Here is a 25,212-nt window from a genome sequence, read left to right as displayed (position 1 = left end):
TGGCCAGTATGGATGTCGCACGAAGCGGTGGCTGCGGCTGCCGCCGATGCGGCGAATGCCGCGCAGGAAGGGGACGTTGCGACGCTGGACGTTGCCGTGGCCAGCGCAGCGCTTGACGCTGACGAGCTGCCGCCTTGGGACGTCACGCCGCCCGTGGTGGCGCGCCCAGTGGCCCGAGCTAACGCATTCGATGCTGCCCCATCGGATTCGCCGTCTGAGCGGGCGATACCCGTCCCGGCATATCGGGAGCCGCCTGTCGCACCGGCAGCGCGTGCCGCCAACCCGCGTCCGGTGGCGTCTAACCCTGCGGGCAATGCTGGCAGGGCGAGCGATATGCCGCCCGACGATGTCCCGATGTGGCTCGACAGCGAAGGCAATGGCGACGGCGATGCGGCGGCCGATGCCGCGCTGTGGTCGATCGTGCGCGATGGTGGTGCCGCAGAAGCTGAGAAGCGTCCGGCATTGCCGGCCGTAGAAACACTGGATTGGGAAGCGCTGACCGAGCGTGTGGCCAACTGCCAGTTGTGCGGATTGTGCGAGAAGCGTACGCAAACCGTCTTCGGCGTCGGCGACCGCGAGGCTGACTGGTTGCTCGTTGGCGAAGCGCCGGGGCAGCAGGAAGATTTGCAGGGCGAGCCGTTCGTGGGGCAAGCGGGCAAGTTGCTCGACAACATGCTGCGGGCATCGGCGCTCAAGCGGGGCGAGAACGTGTATATCGCCAACGTGCTCAAGTGCCGCCCGCCCGGCAACCGCGATCCCGAGGCGGACGAGGTGGCGAGCTGCGAGCCGTATCTCAAGCGTCAGGTGGCGCTGCTCAAGCCGCGTGTGATCGTGGTGATGGGGCGCTTTGCCGCACAGAGCATCTTGCGCACGCAGGCGAGCATTGCGAGCCTGCGTGGACGTGTGCACGAGTATGAAGGCGTGCCGGTGATCGTGACGTACCATCCGGCATATCTGTTACGCAGTCTGCCCGACAAGGCCAAAGCCTGGACGGATTGGTGCCTGGCGCGGGCCACCTACGAGGCGGTGTGCGAATCGACTCCGGCCAACAAGCCTATCGCGAACTGATCGCAACGCTGCGCGAGCCGCCGGTAAGGGACCTCGCGTGGCTTCTGTTGTCCGACGATCTGCTCAGTGCCGCACGATTTCCGGCGGCGCTGGCGCATCTCGATGACGGGCAGGGCGCCACGGCGGCATTGCACGACTGGTTGCTCGCCTGCGATGCCGACGCCGAGCCGCTGCGCGAGTTCATCGTGCAGCAGGGCGAGAGTAATCGTCTCGGACGCTATGCCGAGCAGTTGCTGCATTTCGCGCTGATGCACAGCCCAAGCCTTGAACTGCTGGCGGCTGGGCTGCAAGTCCGCGATGTCCGGCGCGGCAACATGACACTGGGCGAGTGCGACTTTCTGCTGGAGCGACGCGCCGACCGGCGGTTGTTGCACTGGGAACTGGCCGTCAAACTCTATCTGTTCGTGCCCCCGGCGGGGCCGGTCGCTCAGGTGCCGCCGCTGGACGAACGCTCGCTCCAATTCCACTGGCTGGGTCCGAATCTCGCCGACAGTCTCGCCGACAAGGTGGCGCGGCTGCTCGGTCATCAATTGCGGTTGACGACATTCGACGCCGTGCGCAGCGCATTGCCTGCCGCGGGCCCGTGGTTGCCGCAGGTCTATCTCAAGGGGTGGTTGTTCCATCCGCTCACTCAGCCTTCCGTGTTGCCGCAGGTGGCCGCCGAGACACATGGACGGGGCTGGTGGGCGACGCTTGATGAGTGGTGGGTGCACGCCCAGCAGGCGGTGTCAGCCGGTGACGCGCAGGCAGACGAGGCGTGGGCCATTCTGCCGCGGGTGCGTTGGCTGGCGCCTGCGCGCGTGGCCGAACATGCGGTGTTCTCGCTCGAAGCCATGCGCGAGCGTATCGAGACGCACTGGCGTGAGCGAGGGGTGGCCGAGCCGTTGTTGATCGTGTCGCTGACACGGGCGGCGCCTGTCGCGGGTACCGCACCGGCACAGAGCGACTGGATCGAGCGCGAGCGTGGTTTTATCGTGCCCGACTACTGGGCGCCGCGTGCGCGGCATCGTATCGAAGAGTTGGCGGAGCGGGCCGATGCGGCAGCCCGCCGGGCGTTGGCAGCAAGTGCCGACGACGGCGCGCCGTCGCTTTAGACCGGTTAAGCCGATGGGGCCGGGCCGGGTAAGGCTTATGCCTTCGGCCAGATTGCGTGGAAGTGATGCACGGGGCCGATGCCATGGCCGATGCGAAGCTCGTCGCTGGCGGCGAGCGCGCCGTTGAGGTAGGCCTTCGCGTCACGCACGGTGCTCGACCAGTCGTTGCGGCGCGGGCGTAATGCCGCCAGCGCGGCCGACAACGTGCAGCCGGTGCCGTGCGTGTTGTGCGCGGCGATGCGCGGTGCATTGAAGCGTTCCACGCCCTCGGCACTCACGAGCCAGTCCGGGCTCAGATCGCCGCCCAGATGGCCGCCCTTGACCAGCACGTTGCGGGCACCCAGCGCGCGCAACGCCTGCGCCTGCTGTTCCATCTCGCCTTCGTTGGTGGCCGGGGCAACGCCCAGCAACGCGGCGGCTTCTGGCAGGTTCGGCGTAATCAGGTCGGCCAGCGGCAGCAGTTCGTCGCGCAACGCGGCGACCGCATCCGGTTGCAGCAGTGCATGACCGCTCTTCGAGATCATGACCGTGTCGAGAATCACGAAGCGCGGCCGATATCGACGCAGACCGGCGGCAACCGCCCGCACCACATCGGCGTTGGCCAGCATGCCGAGCTTGACGGCATCCACATCGAGGTCCTGAAACACGGCATCCATCTGTGCCGTGACGAAACTCGCAGGCGGCGTGTGAATGTCGGTCACGCCGCGTGTGTTCTGCGCGGTCAGGGCGGTAATCACGCTCGCCCCGTACGCGCCAAGCGCCGAGAACGCCTTGAGATCGGCCTGAATGCCGGCACCGCCGCTCGAATCCGAGCCGGCGATGGTCAGCGCAATGGGGATGCCTGTGGAGGGTTGCGAAGCGGACGACGATTGCGAATTCATATCAATGCTTGACTTCGCCAATGAGCGAGAGCGAATCGAATTCGCGCTGATTGGCCTGATGGCGCCTCATGACGAGCCACATCGTGCCCGACACGAACAAACCGAAGAGAACAATGACGATCCCGACCGGCACGTTGAACCAGATCAGCAGCGCGTACAGGCACAGCATGATCAGCACCGACAGGTTCTCATTGAAATTCTGCACGGCGATCGAGTGACCGGCAGACAGCAGCACGTGGCCGCGGTGTTGCAGCAGGGCGTTCATCGGCACGACAAAGAAGCCGGCGAGTGCGCCCACGATGATCAGGAAAATGTAGGCAATGATCAGGTACAGCGGCACCTTCCAGTGCTGGCCGAAGGGCAGCAGATCCTTCGAGAAGAAGGCCATGGCCATCACGGCAACGCCCATGGCGATGCCGACGGGCAGGACGGAGAGCGAGCGCTTGAGCGGGATGCGCGAGGCTGCGACGATGGCGCCGATGGCCACGCCCACAGCCGACACGGCTTGCAGAATTGCACCTTCCGACAGCGTCATGCCGAGGGCCTTTTCCGCCCAGCGCAGCACGATGAATTGCAGCGTCGCGCCGGCACCCCAGAAGAGCGTGGTGACCGCCAGCGAGATCTGACCCAGCTTGTCGCGCCACAGCGTGACGAAGCAGTCGGCGAAATCGGAAACCAGCTTGATGGGGTTACGTTCCTGACGCGCGTAGCGGGCGCCGGTGTCGGGAATGCGCAAGTTGAACAAGGCCGCGATCACGTAGATGCCCATGATGATCACCATCGCGGCCATGGCCGGCGAACTGATGACTTCAGGCGTGCGCAGCAGAATCCAGTCGGAGACATGGGGGCTGATCAACGCGCCGCCCAATACCGTGCCGAGAATGATCGAACTGACAGTGAGCCCCTCGATCCACCCGTTGGCCGCGACCAGTCGTTCCGCCGGTAACAGCTCGGTGAGAATGCCGTACTTCGCGGGCGAGTACGCCGCTGCACCGAAGCCGACAACCCCGTACGCGATCAATGGATGTGAGCCGAACAGCATCATCATGCAGCCGACCACTTTGATCGAATTGCTGATGAACATGACGCGGCCTTTGGGCATGGAATCCGCAAAGGCGCCGACGTAGGCAGCCAGAATGACGTACGAGAGAACGAAGAAGAGTTTGAGCAGCGGAGTCATCCACTGCGGAGAATGCAGATCTTTCAGAAGTGCGATTGCTGCAATAAGCAATGCATTGTCGGCCAGCGACGAAAAAAACTGCGCGGCCATGATGGTGTAAAAGCCTTTCTTCATCGGTACTTGAGTCGATCCCGTGCGGCGTAAAACTTGCGTGTCTCGGTTGTCGGAATCCGCGGTGCCCGCGTCGGGCACCCAAACGGGATGAAACCGGGCTTAAACACAGGGGTATCTGCGCTCATCAAGCATGCATGTGTCGCTAATGGGCCGTATATTCGGCCTTGTAGCCCCCGTGTCGGGCGCCCGGTCGCCCTCGGTCTTTGACCGATATTGTTGTCGGGATAAAGATTTCGGCAAAACAAGTTGTGCGCACGGCTTTATAACACGAAAATATGCCGATGCGTTATGCCGCCGGCACCTTCAGGCATGCCTGAAACGCTGTGGTTCACGCTGCGTCATTTCCCTTCGCACAAAATCGCACCAATTCGCGCGGGGCATGTCAATGCAGTGTATTTGAACCGCTGCTTCAGTCAGTGCTTCAGCCAGTCCTTTGGCTGTGTTTTTGAAGCCGTGTTCCGGTGGCGCCTCTCTTCTGTCCTCAATCCTGCCATGCCTCGTCCGATCAAAGTTTCGATTCATACCGCAGCGCTTGCTCACAATCTCGATGTCGCCCGTCGCCACGCCCCCAACGCCAAGGTCTGGGCGGTGGTGAAGGCCAATGCGTATGGGCACGGCATTGAAAATGCCTATCCCGGTCTGCGCGACGCCGACGGCTTCGGCCTGCTCGATCTCGACGAGGCCGTGCGTGTGCGCGAACTCGGCTGGGCGGGCCCGATCCTGTTGCTTGAAGGGTTTTTCACGCCGTCCGATCTCGCCATCGTCGACAAATACGGTCTCACCACGACCGTGCATAGCGACGATCAGCTGCGCATGCTCGAGACCACGCGTCTCACCAAGCCGCTCAACGTGCAACTGAAGATGAACTCGGGCATGAATCGCCTGGGCTTCGCGCCCGAGCGCTATCGCGCCGCGTGGGAACGTGCGCGCGCCATTCCCGGGGTCAGCCAGATCGTGCTGATGACGCACTTCTCGGACGCCGACGGCCCGCGTGGCATCGAGCATCAGGTGGCCGCTTTCGAGCGTGGCGCCCGCGATGTCCCCGGCGAGCGCAGCCTCGCCAACTCGGCCGCGACGCTTTTCCATCCGGAGACGCATGGCGCATGGGTACGCCCGGGCATCATGCTTTACGGCTCGTCGCCGAAGGGGCTCGAAGTGCCTGCTGCCGACCTCGGTCTGCAACCGGCCATGACGCTCGAATCGGAGCTGATCGGCATTCAGGAAGTCCCGGCCGGCGGCACCGTCGGCTACGGCAGCATCTTCACGGCTGAAGCGCCGATGCGTGTGGGGACGGTCGCTTGCGGCTATGCCGACGGCTATCCGCGCGTGGCCCCGTCGGGCACGCCGGTGTTGGTGGATGGCGTGCGTACGCGCATCGTTGGGCGGGTGTCGATGGACATGCTGGCCGTCGATCTGACACCGGTGCCGCAGGCTCGCGTCGGGACGTCGGTGACGCTTTGGGGCCGTGGCCTCTCTATCGACGAAGTGGCGGCCTCGGCCGGCACGCTCGGCTACGAGTTGATGTGTGCCGTGGCGCGTCGCGTGCCCGTGCACGCGCACTGAGCGCGCGCATGGCCAAAGCCAAGACTGTCTATATCTGTACCGAATGCGGCGGCCAGAGCCCCAAGTGGGCGGGCCAGTGCCCGCATTGCAACGGCTGGAATACGCTCGTCGAATCCGTGCCGGAAACGTCGACCGGCCACCGCTATCAGTCGCTCGCCAAGAGCACGCCGATCCGCAAGCTCGCGGAGATCGAAGCCTCTGATGTACCGCGCTTCTCCAGTGGCGTGAGTGAATTCGACCGCGTGCTCGGTGGTGGTCTCGTCGCCGGTGGCGTAGTGCTGATCGGCGGCGACCCCGGCATCGGCAAGTCGACGCTGTTGCTGCAATCGCTGGCGCATCTGTCGCGCGAGCGTCGCGCGCTTTACGTCAGTGGTGAAGAGTCGGGCGCGCAGATCGCACTGCGCGCGCAGCGTCTCGGTCTGGGCGCAGCGGGCGAGGGCGGTGGCGGCGATCTCGATCTGCTCGCCGAAATTCAGCTTGAGAAGATTCTCGGCGCCATCGAGTCTGAGAAGCCCGACGTGGTGGTGATCGACTCGATCCAGACCGTGTATTCCGAAGCGCTCAGCTCGGCGCCCGGTTCGGTGGCGCAGGTGCGTGAGTGTGCAGCGCAACTGACGCGGTGCGCCAAGCAGAGCGGCGTGACGGTGATTCTGGTCGGACACGTGACCAAAGAAGGCAGTCTCGCGGGGCCGCGTGTGCTTGAGCACATCGTCGATACGGTGCTGTATTTCGAAGGGGATACCCATTCGTCGTATCGGCTGGTGCGGGCGTTCAAAAACCGCTTTGGTGCCGTGAACGAACTCGGCGTGTTCGCGATGACCGAGAAGGGACTGCGCGGCGTGGCGAATCCGTCGGCGTTGTTCCTGTCGCAGCACGAGCAGATGGTGGCGGGTTCTTGTGTGCTGGTGACGCAGGAGGGTACGCGGCCGCTGCTGGTCGAAGTGCAGGCGCTGGTCGATACCGCGCAGGTGCCCAATCCTAGGCGTCTGGCGGTGGGGCTGGAGCAGAACCGTCTGGCGATGTTGCTGGCGGTGATGCACCGTCACGCAGGCATCGCGTGCTTCGATCAGGACGTGTTCCTGAATGCGGTGGGCGGTGTGAAGATTACCGAGCCGGCGGCCGACTTGGCGGTGTTGCTCGCGATTCATTCGTCGCTGCGCAACAAGCCGCTGCCGCGCGGGATCGTGGCCTTTGGCGAAGTGGGGCTGGCGGGGGAAATCCGGCCGAGTCCGCGTGGGCAGGATCGTCTGAAGGAAGCGGCCAAGCTCGGCTTCTCGATCGCGATCATTCCGAAGGCCAACGCGCCGAAGCAGCCGATCGATGGACTGGAAGTGCATGCCGTCGACCGTCTGGAGCAAGCGATTTCGGTGGTGGCAGGATTGTGATGTGTTGATGCACAACGAGTCGACGATGGGGGGATTTTCCCCTGCGTGCAGACATCGTAAGCCGACATGAAAAAGGCCCGGTCAGTGTTCGCTGACCGGGCCTTTTTGCATTTTTCGTTACGACGAATGCTCAGACGATCTGTTCCATCGCTTCTTGTGCTTCGAGCCATTCGGTTTCGATATCCGAGAGCTTCGCCGTGACTTCGACTTGCTGCTTGAGGCTGTCGGTGAGCAGGGCTTTCTTCGCGTCTTCGTAGGTGCTGCTGTCGGCGAGAATGGCGTCGAGCCGGGCCTTCTCGTCGGAGAGTTTGGCCATCGACTGTTCGAGCTTTTCGATCTTGCGCTGCAACGGCTTGCGCAGTTGCGACAGGCGCTGACGCTCCTGTGCTTCGGCGCGCTTCTGGTCCTTGCGGTTCACGCCGTTGTCATCGGTGTCGGCGCTGTCGCGCGCGGCGGCCCGTTGATCGGCGGCGTGTTGCAGCAGCCAGTCGCGGTAGTCGTCCAGATCGCCATCGAACGGCTTGACCTCGCCGCCGGCCACGAGCAAGAACTGGTCGGTCGTGGCGCGCAACAGATGCCGATCGTGCGAGACGAGAATCAGCGTGCCGTCGAACTGTGCGAGTGCCATCGTCAGGGCATGGCGCGTTTCGAGATCCAGGTGGTTCGTCGGTTCGTCGAGCAGCAGCAGGTTCGGTTTCTGCCAGATGATGAGCGCGAGCGCGAGGCGTGCCTTCTCGCCGCCGGAGAACGGCGCGATGGACGACGTCGCCATCTCTCCCCGGAAGTTGAAGCCGCCGAGGAAGTCGCGCAGTTCCTGCTCGCGGGTGTCGGGGGCGAGGCGTTGCAAATGCTGAATTGGCGAATCGTCGTGACGCAGCGTCTCGACCTGATGCTGCGCGAAGTAGCCGATCTGCAAACCCTTGCCGGTCTTCACATTGCCGGAGAGGGCATCGAGTGTGCCCGCCAACGTCTTGATCAGCGTCGACTTGCCCTGACCGTTGGCGCCGAGCAGGCCGATGCGTTGCTCGTTCTGCACCGACATCGTCACGTGCGGCAGGATCACTTTCTCGTTGCCGTCTTCCAAGTGATAACCGCAGCGAACCCCTTCGAGCACCAGCATTGGGTTCGGTGCGCTGTCGGCCGAGCGGAATTCGAACGTGAACGGCGACGCCACGTGCGCGGGCGCGATGCGTTCCATCTTTTCGAGGGCCTTCATCCGGCTCTGGGCCTGACGGGCTTTCGTGGCCTTGGCTTTGAAGCGCGTGATGAACGATTCGAGGTGAGCAATCGTTTTCTGCTGCTTATCGAAGGCGTTCTGTTGCAGGGCCAACTGCTGCCCGCGCGTGATTTCGAACTGGCTGTAGTTGCCGCCGTAGCGTTTGATCTGCTGATTCTCGATGTGCAGCGTGACGTTACAGACTTCGTCGAGGAATTCGCGATCGTGCGAGATGACGACGAGCGTGCCGGGGTAACGCTTGAGCCAGTCTTCGAGCCAGACGATGGCGTCGAGGTCCAGGTGGTTCGTCGGTTCGTCAAGTAGCAGCAATTCGGACGGGCACATCAGCGCCTGTGCGAGATTCAGGCGCATGCGCCAGCCGCCGGAGAAGCTCGCGACGGGCATGGCCGTTTGCGCGAGCGTGAAGCCCAGACCCAGCAGCAGGGCTTCACCGCGCGCCGGGGCGGTGTAGCCGTCGGCGTCGGCAAAGGCCGTGTGGGCTTCGCCTTGGGCATGTCCGTCGTGGGCGGCTTCGGCCTGCGCAATGCGGGCTTCGATGTCGCGCAGACGCGTGTCGCCGTCGAGCACGTAATCGAGCGCGGTGCGATCGACGGCAGGCGTTTCCTGCATCACGTGGGCGATGCGCCAGGCGCCGGGGATGAAGACGTCGCCGCCGTCGGCATGCAACTGACCGCGCAGCAAGGCGAACAGGGTCGACTTGCCCGCCCCGTTGGCCCCGACGAGGCCGACGCGCTCGCCCGGATTGAGCGTGACGGAAATGTCTTCAAAAAGCTGCTTGGTGCCGCGCGCGAGGGAGAGGTGTTCGAATCGGATCACAGCGAAAGGGGAGGCGAAATCGGGAGTAAGGGTCGAAAGCGTGACGGGCGTGGCGGACATGGCGCACGACGCCGCGTCAGGTGCGACAAAGCCGCTATTTTACCGGGTGTGGGGAGCGCGCGGCATTTGTTGCCGGATTTGTCGACGAGTTACGCGTCTGGATGGCCTGCCAGCGCGTTGCGCCGACTCACAGAATCGGTGCAAACAAGCGTGCCACGCGCATGACGATCTGCCGCCAGCGCGGAATCTGCCGGAATTCGTCCTTGTCGAGCAGCGTCGCCTGATCGAAGTCGTGCGTGAGCATGTACGCGACATCGTCGGCAAAGCCGCGATCCACCGTCAGCAGCATGAGCTCGAAGTTCAGCCGGAATGACCGGTTATCGAGGTTGGCGCTGCCCACGGCGGCCGCGCCTTCGTCGATCAGCACGACCTTCTGGTGGAGGAACCCGTGGTGATAGCGGTACACCTTGATGCCGCTGCGGACCGCTTCGAATGCGTATGACGTCGTCGCCTCGAACACCACCCGGTGGTCTGCCCGGTCCGGGACCAGAATGCGCACGTCCACGCCCCGCAGTACCGCCAGTCGCAGCGCTGAAAACACCGCCTCGTCGGGTACGAAGTAGGGCGTGGTCAGCCACACGCGATGCTGCGCGGCGTTGATCAGTGTCACGAAGAACAGCGACGACGTTTCCAGCCGGTCGGCGGGCCCGCTCGGCACTACCTGACAGTGCATGTCCTCGCCTGACGCCACCGGTTGCCGGTTGAGCGTCGGGACGTTGCCGGTGCTCCAGTGCCAGTCCTCGGCAAATGCCCGTTGAATGCCGACTACCGCCGGTCCGCGCACCGAAATATGCGTATCGCGCCACGGGGCCAGTGGCGGTTTCTCGCCGAGGTATTCCACGCCGACGTTGTGCCCGCCAATAAACGCCTCGTTGCCGTCGATCACCACGATCTTGCGGTGATTGCGGAAGTTGAGCTGGAAGCGGTTGACGACGATGCCGCGTTTGGCCGCCGCGAACTCATGCACTTCGACGCCGCCCTTGCGCAGTTTCTCGCAATAGCTGCGGGGCAGGTCGTGGCTGCCGATGCGGTCGTACAGGAAATACACCTTCACGCCGGTGGCGGCGCGCGCGAGCAGACGCGCGGCAAGCGCCCGGCCGAGTGCGTCGTCTTTCACGATGAAGAACTGCACGATCACGTAATCGCGCGCGCGGTCGATGGCGGCGAAGATCGCGTCGAACGTGGCGCGGCCGTTCACCAGCAGGCGCACGCGGTTACCGGCGACGAACGACATGCCGGTGATCGACGTCAGTGCACTGTATTCCGGATGGGCTTCGACGGCGACCGGCGGCTCGCCGCTGCGCTCGGTCTCCCCCATGCGCGATTGCAGGACTTCGTTACGCGCACGGCGTGCCTCGACATAGCCGACAAACTTGGAGCGGCCGAGAAACAGATAGGGGATGAGCGTGAGGTACGGCATCGTCACGAGCGAGACCGCCCATGCCACCGCACCTTGCGAGGTGCGCACCGTCAGCACGGCATGAATGGCTGCTATCACGCCGAGCACATGAAGACAGGCGACGGCAAAGCCGACATCGAGCCAGTTGAGCGTCATGACCGACTGCCATCCTCCATGCCAAGAGTCGCGCGGACCCGGGAACCTGAGTGTACCCGGGACGCGTGAACTTAGGGAGTAAGCGGCGTTGGCAGCGTCAGTGGAGAGGGCGGCTGAAGCGAAGTCAGCCGCTATGCCGAAGCCACGGCGTGCGCCGCTTGCGTGCGATCAGGGCAGGTCAGCGGCTTGGACGAGGAACACCATGTCGTCACCGGCGCTCGTGGCAAGCCAAGTCATCGGCAGGTCGGGGAAGGCCGCTTCCACGAAATTCCGCTCGTTGCCGATTTCCACGACCAGTACGCCGTCGTCGGTCAGATGCTCGCGTGCGCCCGCGATGATGCGGCGAACGACGTCCATGCCGTCATCGCCACCGGCCAGCGCAAGACGCGGCTCGTGAAGATATTCGGCCGGCAGCACCTGCATCGTCCCTTCGTTGACGTAGGGCGGATTGGTGAGGATGACGTCATAACGCTTGCCCTTGGGCAGCGGCGCGTAGAGATCGCCCAGATGCAGCGACACGCGATCTTCGAGCGCGTAATCGGCCACGTTGATCTTCGCCACGTCGAGGGCGTCGGGCGAAATGTCGACGGCGTCGATCTGCGCTACCGGGAACGTCTCGGCGGCCAGAATCGCGAGGCAGCCCGAGCCGGTGCACAGTTCGAGCACGTCGTTGACCAACTCGGCATGATCGACCCACGGTTGCAGCGCGTCTTCGAGCAGCTCGCCGACGAACGAGCGCGGAACGATCACGCGTTCATCGACATAGAAGCGGTGGCCATGCATCCACGCTTCGTTCGTGATGTACGACGCCGGAACCCGCTCACCGGCGCGGCGATTGATCACCGACAACACACGTTCGATTTCTTCCGGCAGCAGACGCGCGTCCAGGAAAGGATCCAGCGTGTCGATCGGCAGGTGCAGCGTGTGCAGCAGCAGATACGCGGCTTCGTCGTAAGCCGTGGCGGTGCCGTGACCGAAGGCCAGTTCGGCCTCGGTGAAGCGCGAGACGGCGTAACGCAGCAAATCGCGCAGCGTCTTGAACGGATGCGATGCGGGGTGTGAAGCTTGTTGGGAGCTCATGGCGAATTCAGGCAATCAGACGGGTCAACACACCACGATAGATGTTCTTGAGTGGCTCGATGTCAGCCACGGCAATGTGCTCATCGATCTTGTGGATGCTGGCGTTGCACGGCCCGAACTCGATCACCTGCGGGCACATGCGCGCGATGAACCGCCCGTCGGACGTGCCGCCCGTGGTCGAGAGTTCGGTGTCGAGCCCCGTTTCCTCGTGGATTGCGCCCGCCAGGGCGTCAGACAGATCGCCACGCGGCGTGAGGAACGGCTGGCCGCTGATCGACCAGTCGATGGTGTAAGTCAGGCCGTGACGATCGAGCAACTCGTGCACGCGCTTTTGCAGCCCGTCGGACGTGCTCGCCGTCGAGAAGCGGAAGTTGAACATCACCATCAGTTCGCCCGGGATCACGTTGGTGGCGCCGGTGCCTGCATGGATGTTCGAGATCTGCCACGTCGTGGGCGGGAAGTATTCGTTGCCGTTGTCCCATACCGTCTCGGTCAACTCGGCCAGCGCCGGCGCAAACAGATGTGTCGGGTTCTTGGCGAGATGCGGATAGGCAATGTGACCCTGCACACCCTTGACGATGAGCTTGCCGGACATCGAGCCGCGACGGCCGTTCTTGACCATGTCGCCGAGCTTCTGGCTCGACGTCGGCTCGCCGACCACGCAGTAGTCCATGCGCTCGCCACGGGCTTGCAAGGCTTCAACGACCTTGACGGTGCCGTCGGTCGCCGGACCTTCTTCGTCGCTCGTCAGCAGAAAGCCGATGGCGTTGGCGTGATCCGGGTGTTGGGCGACAAACTCTTCCGAAGCCACCACGAACGCAGCGAGCGACGTCTTCATGTCGGCCGCACCGCGCCCGTAGAGCATGCCGTCGCGATGTGTCGGCGCAAACGGGTCCGAGTGCCACTGCTCGACCGGGCCGGTCGGCACCACGTCGGTATGGCCGGCGAACACGAGCAGCTTGCCGTCGGTGCCGCGTGTGCCGCGCTTGACGGCCCACAGGTTCGTTACACCGTTCGATGCAATGGTTTCGCACGCGAAGCCGATCGCTTCAAGGCGGCGCGACAGAATGCTCTGGCAGTCGCGGTCTTCGGGCGTCACCGAGTGACGGGCGATCAGTTGCTCGGTGAGCGCCAGCGTGGCGCCTTGGGAGAGTGTCATGAAATCAGAATCGTGAAGCGTAACTGTCGGGCGTAAAGCCCACTGAAACCTTGCCGTCGGCCACCAGCACGGGGCGCTTGATGAGCGACGGGTTTTCGATCATCAGCACGCGGGCCGCCGGTGCTTCGGCGGCCGCGGCCTGTTGTTCCGGCGTGAGCTTGCGCCACGTTGTGCCCTTGCGGTTGAGCAACGTGGTGAGCGGCACCTGGGCGAGCCAGGTGCTCAGCAGTGCGTCGGACACGCCCGCCTTCTTGAAGTCGTGAAAGTCATACGCCACGCCATGCTCGTCGAGCCACGTGCGCGCCTTCTTCACGGTATCGCAGTTGGGAATGCCGTACAGCACTGCCGTCATCGCCTGAAACTCCTGAGTTCGATGTCGCCTTGACGGCGACGGAAAATTACTCGCCGCGCAGCAGATCGTTGATGGCGGTCTTGGCACGCGTTTGCGCGTCGACCTTCTTCACGATCACGGCGCAGTACAGGCTGTACTTGCCATCCTTGGACGGCAGGTTGCCCGGCACGACGACCGAGCCGGCCGGCACGCGGCCGTAATGCACTTCGCCGGTTTCGCGGTCATAGATCTTGGTCGACTGACCCAGATACACGCCCATCGAAATCACCGAGTTCTCTTCCACGATCACGCCTTCGACCACTTCCGAGCGCGCACCGACGAAGCAGTTGTCTTCGATGATGACCGGGTTGGCTTGCAGCGGCTCGAGCACGCCGCCGATGCCGACGCCACCCGAGAGGTGAACGTTCTTGCCGATCTGGGCGCACGAACCGACGGTGGCCCACGTGTCGACCATCGTGCCTTCATCGACGTAGGCGCCGATGTTGGTGTACGACGGCATCAGCACCACGTTCTTGCCGATGAACGAACCACGGCGGGCGACCGCCGGCGGCACCACGCGGAAGCCGCCACGGGCGAAGTCTTCGGCCGTGTAGTTGGCGAACTTGCTCGGCACCTTGTCGTAGAACTGGCTGAAACCGCCCGCCGGCATCACGGCGTTGTCTTCCAGACGGAACGACAGCAGCACGGCCTTCTTGATCCACTGGTTCACGATCCACTGGCCGTCTTGCTTCTGGGCCACGCGCAGGGCGCCCTTGTCGAGCTCAGCGATGACGTGAGCGACCGCCTCACGCACGTCGGCAGGTGCCGACTTGGCCGAGATCTCGGCACGGTTTTCCCAAGCTTGGTCGATGATGGTTTGCAGTTGTTGCGACATGGCGAGAATGTGAAGCTAAAAAAGATTAACGGGATTGGTTCAGCGACTGGCAGAACTGCACGATGCGTTGCGCGCCTTCGGTGCATTCGTCCACATCGGCCACGAGGGCGATGCGCACGTAGTTCTCAGCCGGGTTGGTGCCGTGCGCCGCGCGTCCCAGATACGACCCGGGCAGTACGGCGACATTGTATTGCGCCAGCAACTGACGCGTGAATTCCGTGTCCGACAGGCCGGTCTTTTCGTCGACCTTGGCCCACAGATAGAAGCCGGCGTCGGGCAGGCGCACGTCGAGCACTTCGGCCAGCATCGGCGTGACGGTCTGGAATTTCTTCAAGTACTTGCTGCGATTCAGGCGCACGTGCGCTTCGTCGTTCCACGCGGCAATGCTCGCAGCCTGCACGGCCGGGCTCATGGCGCAACCGTGGTAGGTGCGGTACAGCAGGAATTTCTTGAGAATGGCCGCATCGCCCGCCACGAACCCCGAGCGCATGCCCGGCACGTTCGAGCGCTTCGACAGGCTCGAGAACACCACCAGACGCTCGAAACCGCGACCCAACTGATGGGCCGCCGCCAGACCGCCCAACGGCGCGCGTTCTTCGTCGAAATAGATCTCGGAGTAGCACTCGTCGGAGGCGATCACGAAACCGTACTCGTCCGAGAGTTCGAACAAGCGCTTCCAGTCGGCCAGATTGAGTACCGCGCCGGTCGGGTTGCCCGGCGAGCACAGGAAGACCAACTGCACGTCGCGCCACACGTCCGCCGGCACGGCGTCGTAGTCGGGGGCGAAGTTGCGGGCCGGATCGCTGTCGGCGAAATAGGGCGTGGCGCCGGCGAGCAGCGTCGCACCCTCATAGATTTGATAGAACGGATTCGGGCACAGCACGCGCGCACCGGGCTTGCTGCCGTCGACCACCGCCTGGGCGAACGAGAACAGCGCTTCGCGCGAGCCGGTGACCGGCAGCACTTCGGTGGCCGGGTTCACATTGGGCAGCGCGTAGCGGCGCTCCAGCCATGCGGCGATGGAGGCGCGCAGCGGCTCGCCGCCGGCCGTCGCCGGGTAGTTCGAGAGACCGCCCAGCCCTTCGATCAGGGCTTCCTTGATGAACTGCGGCGTGGGGTGCTTGGGCTCCCCGATACCGAAGCTGATGGCCTTGTACGCGGCAGCGGGCGTGACATCGGCCACGAGCGCTTTCAGGCGTTCAAAGGGATAGGGCTGGAGCTTGTCGAGTAATGGGTTCACGAGAATTCAAACAGACTCAGGGCTAGGGCTCGCAAGGCGCTATGGCGTTGTCGCGAGGATACGGCGCATCCGGTGCAGGATTCGTGCCGGGATACCGGATGTTGACATGGGACGCCCGGCGTTGGGTAGCGCGCCGTGTATAAGCCACATCACACGAAGGGGTTCCCGGACGCGCCCAAGAATGGCAAGATCGGTAAAGCGAAAATTATACCGTTACGGCGCGCACAAAGCGCGAACCGCTGCGTAATTCAGCACACTCCGAGGCGCCAGTGGGGCAAGTCTGCGGAGTATCTCAGGTTTTTCAGGAGCAAGTATGACCGTAGCCGGCAACGGCGCGCCAGGCCCGGACTCCCTGTCCGGCGCCACGCTGCGTGCCCGGGCGGCCCCCGCCTTGGCCATTCTCATCGGATCCTCCGTGTGGGGTCTCGCCTGGTTTCCTTACCGTGTTCTCGCCCAGTGGGGTGTCGCCGCCGTGCCGGCGCAAGCCTGTACGGCCACCATCGCGTTGCTGCTGCTCTCGCTGGTCTATCGACGCTCGCTGGGCACGCTGCGCTGGTCGTGGCTGCTCGCCGGGGTGGCCTTCGCGGGCGGCATTACCAACGTCGCGTTCGTCTGGGGCACCACGCATGGCCATGTCATGCGCGTGCTGCTGCTTTTCTATCTGACCCCCGTATGGACGGCGCTCTTCGCGAACTGGCTGCTTGGCGAGCGCGTCGGGCTGCGCGGGGCGGGCCTGATCGCGCTGGCGCTCGGCGGGGCGGGGCTCATGCTCTGGTCGCCGGAACTGGGCTGGCCGGTGCCGAACAACCCCGGTGAGTGGGCCGGGATGATCGCCGGGGCCGCTTTCGCCCTGAATAACGTGTTGCTGCGCCGGGTGAGCCTCGAACTGCCCGACGTCAAGCCGGAAATGCGGAGCTGGACCCTGTATCTGGGCTGTCTGGTTGGCGGCCTGCTGGTGCTGCCGTTCGACGGCGGGATCGCGTCGGGCGGGGCGGCGCTCTCGGCGCTGACGTCGAACCCGGCGACGGCGGCGGTCGCGGTTGCCTTGGGTTGCACCATCGCCTTTTCGAACGTGATCGTGCAGTTCGGGCTCGCGCGCGTGCCGGCCAATCAGGCGGCGCTCATCATGCTGTTCGAAATCGTGGTGGCGGCGATCTCGTCGTGGTGGCTGGCCAGCGAAGGGCTAGGAACCCGCGAAATCGCTGGCGGATTGTGCATCGTGGCGGCCGGCATCCTGTCCGGAATTTTGCCGGAATCCAAGCGTTGTAAATCCACGACGGCGGGGGATGCGATGGTATGATGCGTACCCATGTAATACCGGTGTGACTGGTGCTGTTGCCGATGTCATTAACGGTATGAGCGGCCAGCGCACGCCAGCGTGCGCGAGGCCCGACAGGACCAGCTAAGCGCGTCTGCGTCTTTCCCATCATTCAATGACCGATAAAGCGAACCTGCCGTGCGTCTGACTTCCCTCAAACTCGCTGGCTTCAAATCCTTCGTCGACCCGACGAACTTCGCGGTTCCCGGCCAGTTGGTCGGGATTGTCGGCCCGAACGGGTGCGGCAAATCCAACATCATCGATGCCGTGCGCTGGGTGCTCGGCGAATCGCGCGCCTCTGAGCTGCGCGGTGAATCGATGCAGGACGTGATTTTCAATGGATCGACCGCCCGCAAACAGGCGAGCCGCGCCAGCGTCGAACTCGTGTTCGACAACAGCGCCGGGCGCGCCGCCGGGCAGTGGAGCCAGTACGCGGAAATCGCCGTCAAGCGCGTGCTCACGCGCGATGGCACCTCCAGCTACTACATCAACAACCTGCCGGCACGCCGCCGCGACATTCAGGACATCTTCCTCGGTACCGGCCTCGGGCCGCGCGCCTACGCCATCATCGGGCAGGGGATGATCTCGCGCATCATCGAGGCCAAGCCCGAAGAGCTGCGCGTGTTTCTCGAAGAAGCCGCCGGTGTGTCGAAGTACAAGGAACGCCGCCGCGAGACCGAAAACCGTTTGCAGGACACCCGCGAGAACCTGACGCGTGTGGAAGACATCCTGCGCGAACTCGGTGCCAATCTCGAAAAGCTCGAATCGCAGGCGGTCGTCGCCAATCGTTTCAAGGACTTGCATCGCGACGGCGAAGAAAAGCAGCAACTGCTGTGGCTGCTGCGCAAGAACGAAGCGCAGGGCGAGCAAGAGCGTCAGCAGCGCGCCATCGAATCGGCTCAGGTCGATCTCGAAGCGCAGATGGCACGCCTGCGCGGGTCGGAATCCGATCTCGAAACGCTGCGCGCCGCGCATTACACCGCCACCGATGCCGTACAAGCCGCGCAAGGCGCGATGTACGAAGCCAACTCGGAGGTGAGCCGGCTCGAGGCCGAGATTCGCTATGTCGTCGAGTCGCGCAATCGCGTGCAGGCGCAACTGGCGGCACTGACCTCGCAGCGCGAACAGTGGCAGGCCCGTTCTTCGCAGTCGGAAGAAGCGCTCGCGCTGGCCGAAGAAGAACTCATCATTGCCGAAGAGCGCGCCGCCACGGCGCAGGATCAGGCCGCCGATCAGAACGACGCGCTGCCGGCGCTCGAAACCGGTTGGCGCGATGCGCAGAGCCTGCTCAACGAGCAGCGCAGCGAAATCGCACAGGTCGAACAGAGCCTGAAGCTGGAAGCGGCCCATCAGCGCAACGCCGATCAGGCGTTGCAGCAGTTGCAGCAGCGTCAGGAGCGTTTGCAGGGCGAGGCACGCGGGCTCGACAAGCCCGACGAAGCCGAACTCGAAATGCAGCGCGGCGATCTGGCCGAACATCAGGCGATGCTCGAAGACGCACAGGCCGAACTGGCCGAGGCGCAAGAGCGTCTGCCGCGTCTCGAAGCCGAGCGCAGCGAAGCGCAGGCACGCGTGCAGTCCGAAGCCGCGACCATCGCTCAGTTGGAAGCGCGCCTCGTCGCGCTCAAGCAACTGCAAGAAAGCGTGCAGACCGAAGGCAAGGTGCAGCCGTGGCTCGACAAGCACGAGCTGGCGCAACTGCCGCGTCTGTGGAAGAAATTGCACATCGAGCCGGGCTGGGAAAGCGCGCTCGAATCGGTATTGCGCGAGCGGCTGGCCGCGCTTGAGATCAGCAATCTCGACTGGGTCAAGGCGTTTGCAAGCGATGCCCCGCCGGCCAAGCTGGCGTTCTATTCGCCGCCACCGGCTGCGCGTCCGCTTGATGCCCCGGCGTCGCTGCGCCCGCTGCTTTCGCTGCTCCGTATCGACGATCCGGGCCTGCGTGCGGTGTTGCAGGAATGGCTCGGCCAAACCTTCGTGGCGGACGATCTCACGCAGGCGATGTCCTTGCGCGCGCAGTTGCCCGAAGGCGCATCGTTCGTCGTCAAGGCCGGCCATCAGGTCACGCGTGTGGGCGTTCAGCTCTACGCGGCCGACTCGGAGCAGGCGGGCTTGCTTGCCCGTCAGCAGGAAATCGAGAATCTCGGCAAGCAACTGCGTGCGCAGGTGCTGCTCTCCGACGAAGCCAAGTCGGCAGCGGTGCGCACGGAAGCGGCCTACAGTCAGGCGGCTCAGGCACTGACGGATGTGCGCGGCCGCGCCGAGCGTGCGACGCAGCGCGTGCACGCCTTGCAACTCGACGTGCTCAAGCTCACGCAAGCCTACGAGCGCTTCAACGCGCGCAGCACGCAGATCGACGAAGAACTGCGTGAGATCGCGGCGCAGATCGAAGAGCAACGAGCGCTGCGCACCGAGTCAGAAGCCAATTTCGAACAGAACGACGGGCGTCTGGCCGAATTGCAGGCAACGTTCGAAGACGGACAACTCGAATTCGAATCGCTCGACAGCAAACTCTCCGACGCCCGCAATCGCGCCCGCGAGCTGGAGCGTCTGGCACAGGAAGCCTCTTTCGGTCAGAAGGGCATCGTCAGCAAGATCGACGAGCATCGCCGCAGCATTCAGACCTCGCTTGAACAAGCCGACCGTCTGGTCGTTTCGATCGAACAAGCACAGGCCGAACTGGCGCAGATCACCGAACAGACTGCCGAGAACGGCCTTCAGGACGCACTGGAACTGCGCGCCGAGAAGGAAGAGATTCTGGGCGCTGCCCGTATCGAACTCGACGCACTCACACACAAGCTGCGCCAGAGCGACGAAGAGCGGCTGGCCGCTGAACGTGGCTTGCAGCCGCTGCGCGATCGCATCACCGAATTGCAGTTGAAGGAGCAGGCCGCCCGCCTGAACCGCGAGCAGTTCGTGGAGCAGCTCACGAATGCCGAGGTCGACGAAGAGGCGCTCTCGGCCAAGCTCACGCCGGACATGAAGGCGTCGTACCTGCAAGGCGAAGTCACGCGCATCAACAACGCGATCAACTCGCTGGGCCCGGTCAACATGGCTGCGCTGGAAGAGCTGGAGACGGCGCGCGAGCGCAAGGTCTTCCTCGATGCGCAGTCGGCCGACCTGAACGACGCCATCGAAACGCTCGAAGGCGCGATTCGCAAGATCGACGAAGAAACGCGTGTGCTGCTGCAAGGCACGTTCGACGAGGTGAACAAGCATTTCGGCGAATTGTTCCCGATGCTGTTCGGTGGCGGTCAGGCCAAACTCATCATGACCGGCGACGAAATTCTCGACGCTGGCGTGCAGGTGATGGCACAACCGCCCGGCAAGAAGAACTCTACGATTCACTTGCTGTCTGGTGGAGAGAAGGCCCTCACAGCCATCGCGCTCGTGTTCGGCATGTTCCAGCTCAACCCGGCACCTTTCTGTTTGCTCGATGAGGTGGACGCGCCGCTGGACGACGCCAACACCGAGCGTTACGCCAAGATGGTTGCGCGCATGTCGGACCGCACGCAGTTCGTCTTTATTTCACACAACAAGATCGCGATGGAAATGGCCAATCAGCTCATCGGCGTCACCATGCAGGAACAAGGGGTGTCGCGGATTGTGGCGGTGGACATGGAGTCCGCGATCAATCTGGCCGAAATTGCCTGACCCCATGCCCACGATGGAGAAGAGAGAGGAACGCCGCGCATGAATGAACTGCAGCTGAGCTTGATTGCCGCAGGGGTAGTGGTACTACTGGGGGTTGTGGCTTATAACGCATGGCAGGGCAGCAAGGCCCGCCAGCGCATTCCACGTCGCATGCCGGTCGACGGCGCAGGGATCGATGCCACTGCTGGCATCCCCGATCCCGATGACGAGCGTCCGTTCATCGAACCGACGCTCTCGCCGCCGCGCGTGCCGCAGTCGGGCGAGCGTCGCGAACCGACGCTGGGCCCGGCAACGGCGGCCAGCACGTCGGTGCAGGACGCCTTTGCCATCAACGAAGACGCCTGGGATGCGCCGCCTGCCGCACGTAAGCGTGCCGCGCAGGAGGCAGCCGCCCAGCAGGGCAACGCGCCGGTAGAGCCGAGCTTTGGCGGCGCCGCTGCCTCGGCCGAAACGGCTCAATCGGCTGAAATGGTCGCGGCCGAAGCGGCGCAAGCCGAAGACGCACAACAGGCGGCCACGGCAAGTATGGTGGCGCGCGTGGATGCCGAACTGGCAGCCGACGACACCGTAGACGCCTCTTCGGCCGCCTCGGTTGCCGCTGCGGCAGGGGCGCCGGACGCTGTGGCGTCGACGACCCATGCGACGCATGCCGCACCCGCATCGCACGCCGCCGAAGCTCCGGCAGCGCCTGCACCGGCTGCACCGGCTGAAGTCGCGGTCGCGACGCGTCCTGCGGTACCGAGCGGCCCGCCGCCGGTGATCGACGAGCGCATCGATTGCATCGTCGAGCTGCCGCTGGCGAACGTGGTTGCCGCCGAGCGCCTGATGCCGCTGACGGTGCGCATGCGCCGTGCGGGCGGCAAGCCGGTCAATATCGAGGGCCGCGCGGACGAAGACTCGCCGTGGGAGCCGATTCGCACCGGTGGCCGTTATCACCAACTGCGCATGGCCGTGCAATTGGCCAACCGTGCGGGGGCGCTCAACGAAGTCGAGTTCTCCGAATTTTCGAATCTCGTGCAGACGCTGGCGGATGCCGTCGATGCGCTGCCCGAACTGCCCGACATGATGGAGACGGTCGCGCGTGGTCGTGAACTGGACAGCTTTGCGGCCCAGTGCGACGCGCAACTGTCGGTGAACGTCCTCTCGGACGGTGCGCCTTGGTCGGCCAACTATGTTCAGGCAGTCGCCACGCAAGACGGTTTGCTGCTGTCCCGCGACGGCATGCGTTTCGTGAAGCTCGACACACGCCAGAATCCGGTGTTCATGCTGCAATTCGGCGACACCAACTTCCTGCGCGACGACCTGACGTACAAGGGCGGCGATCTGATCACGATGCTGCTCGACGTGCCGGTGGCCGACGAAGACCTGCTGCCGTTCCGCCTGATGTGCGACTACGCGCGCTCCATCGGACAGCGTATCGGCGGGCGGGTGGTGGACGATCAGCGCCGGCCGCTCTCGGATGCCGCACTGCAAAACGTCGACAAACAGTTGCTCAAGCTTTATGAGCGGCTGGAAGCCCGGGGTTTGCCTGCGGGCTCACCGGTCACGCGCCGCTTGTTCAGCCAGTAAACGATTCGGAAGACACGGCGGGTCAGCCCGCCGTGACAGGCGGGCACGGGGTTTGCAGGCTTGCTGCGAACATCGGTCCGGCACTGTCTTTGATGCACGCCGTTCACCGTCGGGTGAGCGGCGTTTTTATTCCGTCGCGGGTTTCCTGTTTTGTCGGACCTTCGGGCGCGCCAACCTGGGCGCGTCGAAGGCATAATGTTCTGACTTATTTAGCGAACCCCGCGAATCTCGCGAACCCAGAGTTCCCACGCATGACCCAAACACCCGTTCCGGACCCGAGCGCTACCGCCCCTACGGCCGCCAGTGTTGTGAATGTCGCTGACGCTGCCGAGGCCGCCGAGCGCGCCGCCGCGCTGCGTATCGAACTGGCACGCCTGAACCGTGCCTATTACGAAGACGATGCACCCATCGTGCCCGACGCCGAATACGATCGCCTGTTCGGCGAGCTCGTCGGGCTGGAAACCGCATTCCCCGAATTGCAGCGCGCCGACTCGCCCACGCAACGCGTCGGCGGCAAGGCCGTGGAAGGCTTTGCGCCGGTGGTACACCGTGTGCCGATGCTCTCGTTGAACAACGGTTTCAGCGATGAAGATATCGAAGCCTTCGACCGTCGCGTGTCCGACGGCTTGCGGGATCCGAACGCGGCACCTTCCGGCGACCTCTTTGGCGACGGCGCCGAACCGGTCGAATATGCCGCTGAACTGAAGTTCGACGGCCTCGCGATCGCCTTGCGCTACGAGCACGGCGTGCTCGTGCAGGCGGCCACGCGCGGGGACGGCACGACCGGCGAGGACGTCACGGCCAACATCCGCACGGTCAAGAAGATTCCGTTAAGTCTGGACACCGATCATCCGCCCGAAGTCCTCGAAGTTCGCGGTGAGGTGCTGATGTTCCGCGCCGACTTCGACAAGCTCAATCGGGCGCAGGAGGCGGCCGGCGAGAAGGTGTTCGTCAACCCGCGCAATGCCGCAGCCGGTAGCCTGCGTCAGCTCGACTCGAAGATCACAGCGAAACGTCCGCTGTCGTTCTTCGCCTATGGCATTGGCGAACTGGTGGGCGCGCCGATGCCCGAGACGCACTCGGCGCTGCTCGACTGGTATGACGGACTCGGCATTCCGGTGAACGAGCGGCGCGAAGTGGTGCGCGGCGCGGCCGGGCTGCTCGCGTTCTACAAGGCGGTCGGTGAGACACGTGACTCGCTGCCGTACGACATCGACGGCGTGGTGTATAAGGTCAATCGCCGCGACGAGCAAGACCGTCTGGGCTTCGTCTCGCGGGCACCGCGCTTCGCGCTGGCGCACAAATTCCCGGCGCAGGAAGCCCTCACGACGTTGCTCGACATCGAAGTGCAGGTTGGGCGCACTGGCGCGATCACGCCGGTGGCGCGTCTGGCGCCGGTGTTCGTCGGCGGCGCGACTGTCACGAATGCCACCCTGCATAACGAAGGTGAAATCCGCCGCAAGGATGTGATGATCGGCGACACGGTGATCGTGCGCCGCGCGGGCGATGTGATTCCCGAAGTCGTGGGTTCGGTGCTTGAGCGCCGTCCGGCCGACGCGCGGGCGTTTGTCATGCCGACCGAGTGTCCGGTGTGCGGCTCGGCCATCGAAAAGCTGCCCGACGAAGTCATCGCGCGTTGCACGGGTGGGTTGATTTGCGCCGCGCAGCGCAAGCAGGCGCTGCTGCATTTTGCGCAACGTCGCGCGCTTGACGTGGAAGGGTTGGGCGACAAGCTCGTCGAGCAATTGGTCGATCAGCAAATCATTCGCACGCCGGCCGATCTGTTCAAGCTTGGCGTGGCCAAGCTGGCGGCACTCGACCGGATGGCCGACAAGTCGGCGGCCAATCTGGTGGCGTCGCTCGAGAAGGCGCGTCACACGACGCTGGCCCGCTTTATCTTTGCGCTGGGCATTCGCCACGTGGGCGAAGCGACGGCCAAGGATCTGGCGCGGTATTTCGGCACGATGGATAACGTGATGGCGGCGAGCGCCGAGGAACTGCTGGCCGTGCCGGACGTCGGACCCATTGTGGCCCAGTCCATCGCCAATTTTTTTGCCGAGCCGCATAATGTCGAGGTGATCGAACAATTGCGCGCGGCAGGCGTGACCTGGCCGGAGTCCGAACCGGCGGCGGTAGCCCCGTTGCCGTTGGCGGGCAAGACGTTCGTGCTCACGGGCACGTTGCCCACGCTCTCGCGCGACGAGGCGAAGGCGATGCTCGAAGAGAAGGGCGCGAAGGTGGCAGGCTCGGTATCGGCGAAGACCGACTATCTGGTTGCCGGCGCGGAAGCCGGCAGCAAGCTGGCGAAGGCGGAGGCACTGGGCGTACCCGTGCTCGATGAGGACGCTATGCGGACCATGTTGGCCGCGCTTTGATGTGAGGACCCAATCGATGATTCGCGACATTCTGAAAATGGGCGATCCGCGGCTGTTGCGCATCGCCAAGTCGGTCGAGCATTTCGACACCCCCGAGTTGCACGAACTGGTGGCCGACATGTTCGACACCATGCGGCATGCCGACGGGGCAGGGCTCGCCGCACCACAGATCGGCGTGGACTTGCAGGTGGTGATCTTCGGCTTCGAACACAACGACCGTTATCCCGACGCTCCCGAAGTGCCCGAGACGGTGCTGATCAACCCGGTGATCACGCCGCTCACGCAAGATATGGAAGAGGGCTGGGAAGGGTGTTTGTCGGTGCCCGGCCTGCGCGGCATGGTCAGCCGTTATTCGATGCTGCGCTACGAGGGCTTCGATCAATATGGCAAGAGCATCGACCGTATTGCCGAAGGCTTTCACGCGCGTGTGGTGCAGCATGAGTGCGATCACCTGATCGGCAAGCTGTACCCGATGCGCATCACCGATTTCAGCAAGTTCGGATTCACTGAAATCCTCTTCCCCGGACTCGATCCGGCGAGCGACGATTGATGTGCTGATGCGAGTCTAGTTCGTATCACCAGAAGCAAAAAAGCCCGCTTTCGCGGGCTTTTTCACGTCTTGGACCATCTGGCGTGCA

General features: G+C 64.0%; 18 protein-coding genes. 9 read left to right on the top strand and 9 right to left on the bottom strand.

The window, feature by feature from the left end:
* Nucleotides 1–12: 12 nt before the first annotated feature.
* Nucleotides 13–1,068 carry a uracil-DNA glycosylase gene (locus AT302_RS14325; RefSeq protein ID WP_407668850.1) on the top strand — a complete coding sequence of 352 codons (1,056 nt, stop codon included), beginning with the start codon at nucleotides 13–15 and terminating at the stop codon, nucleotides 1,066–1,068.
* On the top strand, nucleotides 1,029–2,162 hold the full coding sequence (locus AT302_RS14320; protein WP_058378996.1) for a DUF1853 family protein: 1,134 nt from the start codon (nucleotides 1,029–1,031) through the stop codon (nucleotides 2,160–2,162). Before AT302_RS14325 ends, AT302_RS14320 begins: the two co-directional genes overlap by 40 nt.
* Before the next feature lie 35 nt (nucleotides 2,163–2,197).
* Here AT302_RS14320 and thiD read toward each other — a convergent pair whose 3' ends face one another.
* Nucleotides 2,198–3,043 (bottom strand): bifunctional hydroxymethylpyrimidine kinase/phosphomethylpyrimidine kinase, encoded by an 846-nt coding sequence (thiD, locus tag AT302_RS14315; protein ID WP_058378995.1) that lies wholly within the window; start codon nucleotides 3,041–3,043, stop codon nucleotides 2,198–2,200.
* Nucleotide 3,044: 1 nt separating this feature from the next.
* Entirely contained in the window at nucleotides 3,045–4,337 is a 1,293-nt protein-coding gene (lplT, locus tag AT302_RS14310) for a lysophospholipid transporter LplT (RefSeq protein ID WP_058378994.1), read from the bottom strand.
* Nucleotides 4,338–4,829: 492 nt separating this feature from the next.
* Between lplT and alr the strand changes: the two genes are divergently transcribed.
* Nucleotides 4,830–5,900: an alanine racemase gene (gene alr / locus AT302_RS14305; protein ID WP_058380338.1), complete on the top strand. Its 1,071-nt coding sequence runs from the start codon at nucleotides 4,830–4,832 to the stop codon at nucleotides 5,898–5,900.
* An 8-nt stretch (nucleotides 5,901–5,908) separates the two neighbouring features.
* Nucleotides 5,909–7,285 carry a DNA repair protein RadA gene (radA, locus tag AT302_RS14300; RefSeq protein WP_058380337.1) on the top strand — a complete coding sequence of 459 codons (1,377 nt, stop codon included), beginning with the start codon at nucleotides 5,909–5,911 and terminating at the stop codon, nucleotides 7,283–7,285.
* Nucleotides 7,286–7,415: 130 nt separating this feature from the next.
* Here the strand turns inward: radA and AT302_RS14295 are convergent, their stop codons facing one another.
* The 7 genes from AT302_RS14295 to dapC all read right to left on the bottom strand — a co-directional run bounded on the left by AT302_RS14295 (nucleotide 7,416) and on the right by dapC (nucleotide 15,658).
* Nucleotides 7,416–9,338: an ATP-binding cassette domain-containing protein gene (locus tag AT302_RS14295; protein ID WP_058380336.1), complete on the bottom strand. Its 1,923-nt coding sequence runs from the start codon at nucleotides 9,336–9,338 to the stop codon at nucleotides 7,416–7,418.
* Between the two features lie 187 nt (nucleotides 9,339–9,525).
* A complete protein-coding gene (cls, locus tag AT302_RS14290) occupies nucleotides 9,526–10,953 on the bottom strand; it encodes a cardiolipin synthase (protein WP_058378993.1) in 1,428 nt (475 codons plus the stop codon).
* Between the two features lie 168 nt (nucleotides 10,954–11,121).
* Nucleotides 11,122–12,033, bottom strand: coding sequence for a 50S ribosomal protein L3 N(5)-glutamine methyltransferase (gene prmB / locus AT302_RS14285; RefSeq protein ID WP_058378992.1), 912 nt, complete (start codon nucleotides 12,031–12,033; stop codon nucleotides 11,122–11,124).
* Between the two features lie 7 nt (nucleotides 12,034–12,040).
* Complete coding sequence (gene dapE / locus AT302_RS14280) at nucleotides 12,041–13,192, bottom strand: succinyl-diaminopimelate desuccinylase (protein WP_058378991.1); 1,152 nt, start codon at nucleotides 13,190–13,192, stop codon at nucleotides 12,041–12,043.
* A 4-nt stretch (nucleotides 13,193–13,196) separates the two neighbouring features.
* Entirely contained in the window at nucleotides 13,197–13,544 is a 348-nt protein-coding gene (locus AT302_RS14275) for an ArsC family reductase (RefSeq protein WP_058378990.1), read from the bottom strand.
* A 46-nt stretch (nucleotides 13,545–13,590) separates the two neighbouring features.
* The gene (dapD, locus tag AT302_RS14270) at nucleotides 13,591–14,418 is read right to left on the bottom strand and encodes a 2,3,4,5-tetrahydropyridine-2,6-dicarboxylate N-succinyltransferase (RefSeq protein ID WP_058378989.1); all 828 of its coding nucleotides are present in this window, start codon (nucleotides 14,416–14,418) and stop codon (nucleotides 13,591–13,593) included.
* Between the two features lie 25 nt (nucleotides 14,419–14,443).
* Entirely contained in the window at nucleotides 14,444–15,658 is a 1,215-nt protein-coding gene (gene dapC, locus AT302_RS14265; RefSeq protein ID WP_058378988.1) for a succinyldiaminopimelate transaminase, read from the bottom strand.
* A 313-nt stretch (nucleotides 15,659–15,971) separates the two neighbouring features.
* Between dapC and AT302_RS14260 the strand changes: the two genes are divergently transcribed.
* The 5 genes from AT302_RS14260 to def all read left to right on the top strand — a co-directional run bounded on the left by AT302_RS14260 (nucleotide 15,972) and on the right by def (nucleotide 25,124).
* On the top strand, nucleotides 15,972–16,958 hold the full coding sequence (locus AT302_RS14260) for a DMT family transporter (RefSeq protein WP_157125789.1): 987 nt from the start codon (nucleotides 15,972–15,974) through the stop codon (nucleotides 16,956–16,958).
* A 156-nt stretch (nucleotides 16,959–17,114) separates the two neighbouring features.
* Entirely contained in the window at nucleotides 17,115–20,630 is a 3,516-nt protein-coding gene (smc, locus tag AT302_RS14255) for a chromosome segregation protein SMC (protein ID WP_058378987.1), read from the top strand.
* A gap of 39 nt (nucleotides 20,631–20,669) precedes the next feature.
* A complete protein-coding gene (locus AT302_RS14250; protein ID WP_058378986.1) occupies nucleotides 20,670–22,199 on the top strand; it encodes a cell division protein ZipA C-terminal FtsZ-binding domain-containing protein in 1,530 nt (509 codons plus the stop codon).
* Between the two features lie 251 nt (nucleotides 22,200–22,450).
* Nucleotides 22,451–24,574: an NAD-dependent DNA ligase LigA gene (gene ligA / locus AT302_RS14245; protein ID WP_084656236.1), complete on the top strand. Its 2,124-nt coding sequence runs from the start codon at nucleotides 22,451–22,453 to the stop codon at nucleotides 24,572–24,574.
* 16 nt (nucleotides 24,575–24,590) lie between these two features.
* Nucleotides 24,591–25,124: a peptide deformylase gene (def, locus tag AT302_RS14240; protein WP_058378984.1), complete on the top strand. Its 534-nt coding sequence runs from the start codon at nucleotides 24,591–24,593 to the stop codon at nucleotides 25,122–25,124.
* The last annotated feature ends 88 nt before the right edge of the window (nucleotides 25,125–25,212 follow it).

The sequence above is a fragment of the Pandoraea norimbergensis genome, assembly GCF_001465545.3.
In the GTDB taxonomy this organism is placed as follows: domain Bacteria; phylum Pseudomonadota; class Gammaproteobacteria; order Burkholderiales; family Burkholderiaceae; genus Pandoraea; species Pandoraea norimbergensis.
The sequence above is the reverse complement of the archived record's forward strand: the minus strand, read 5'-3'. Positions and strand labels throughout refer to the sequence as shown.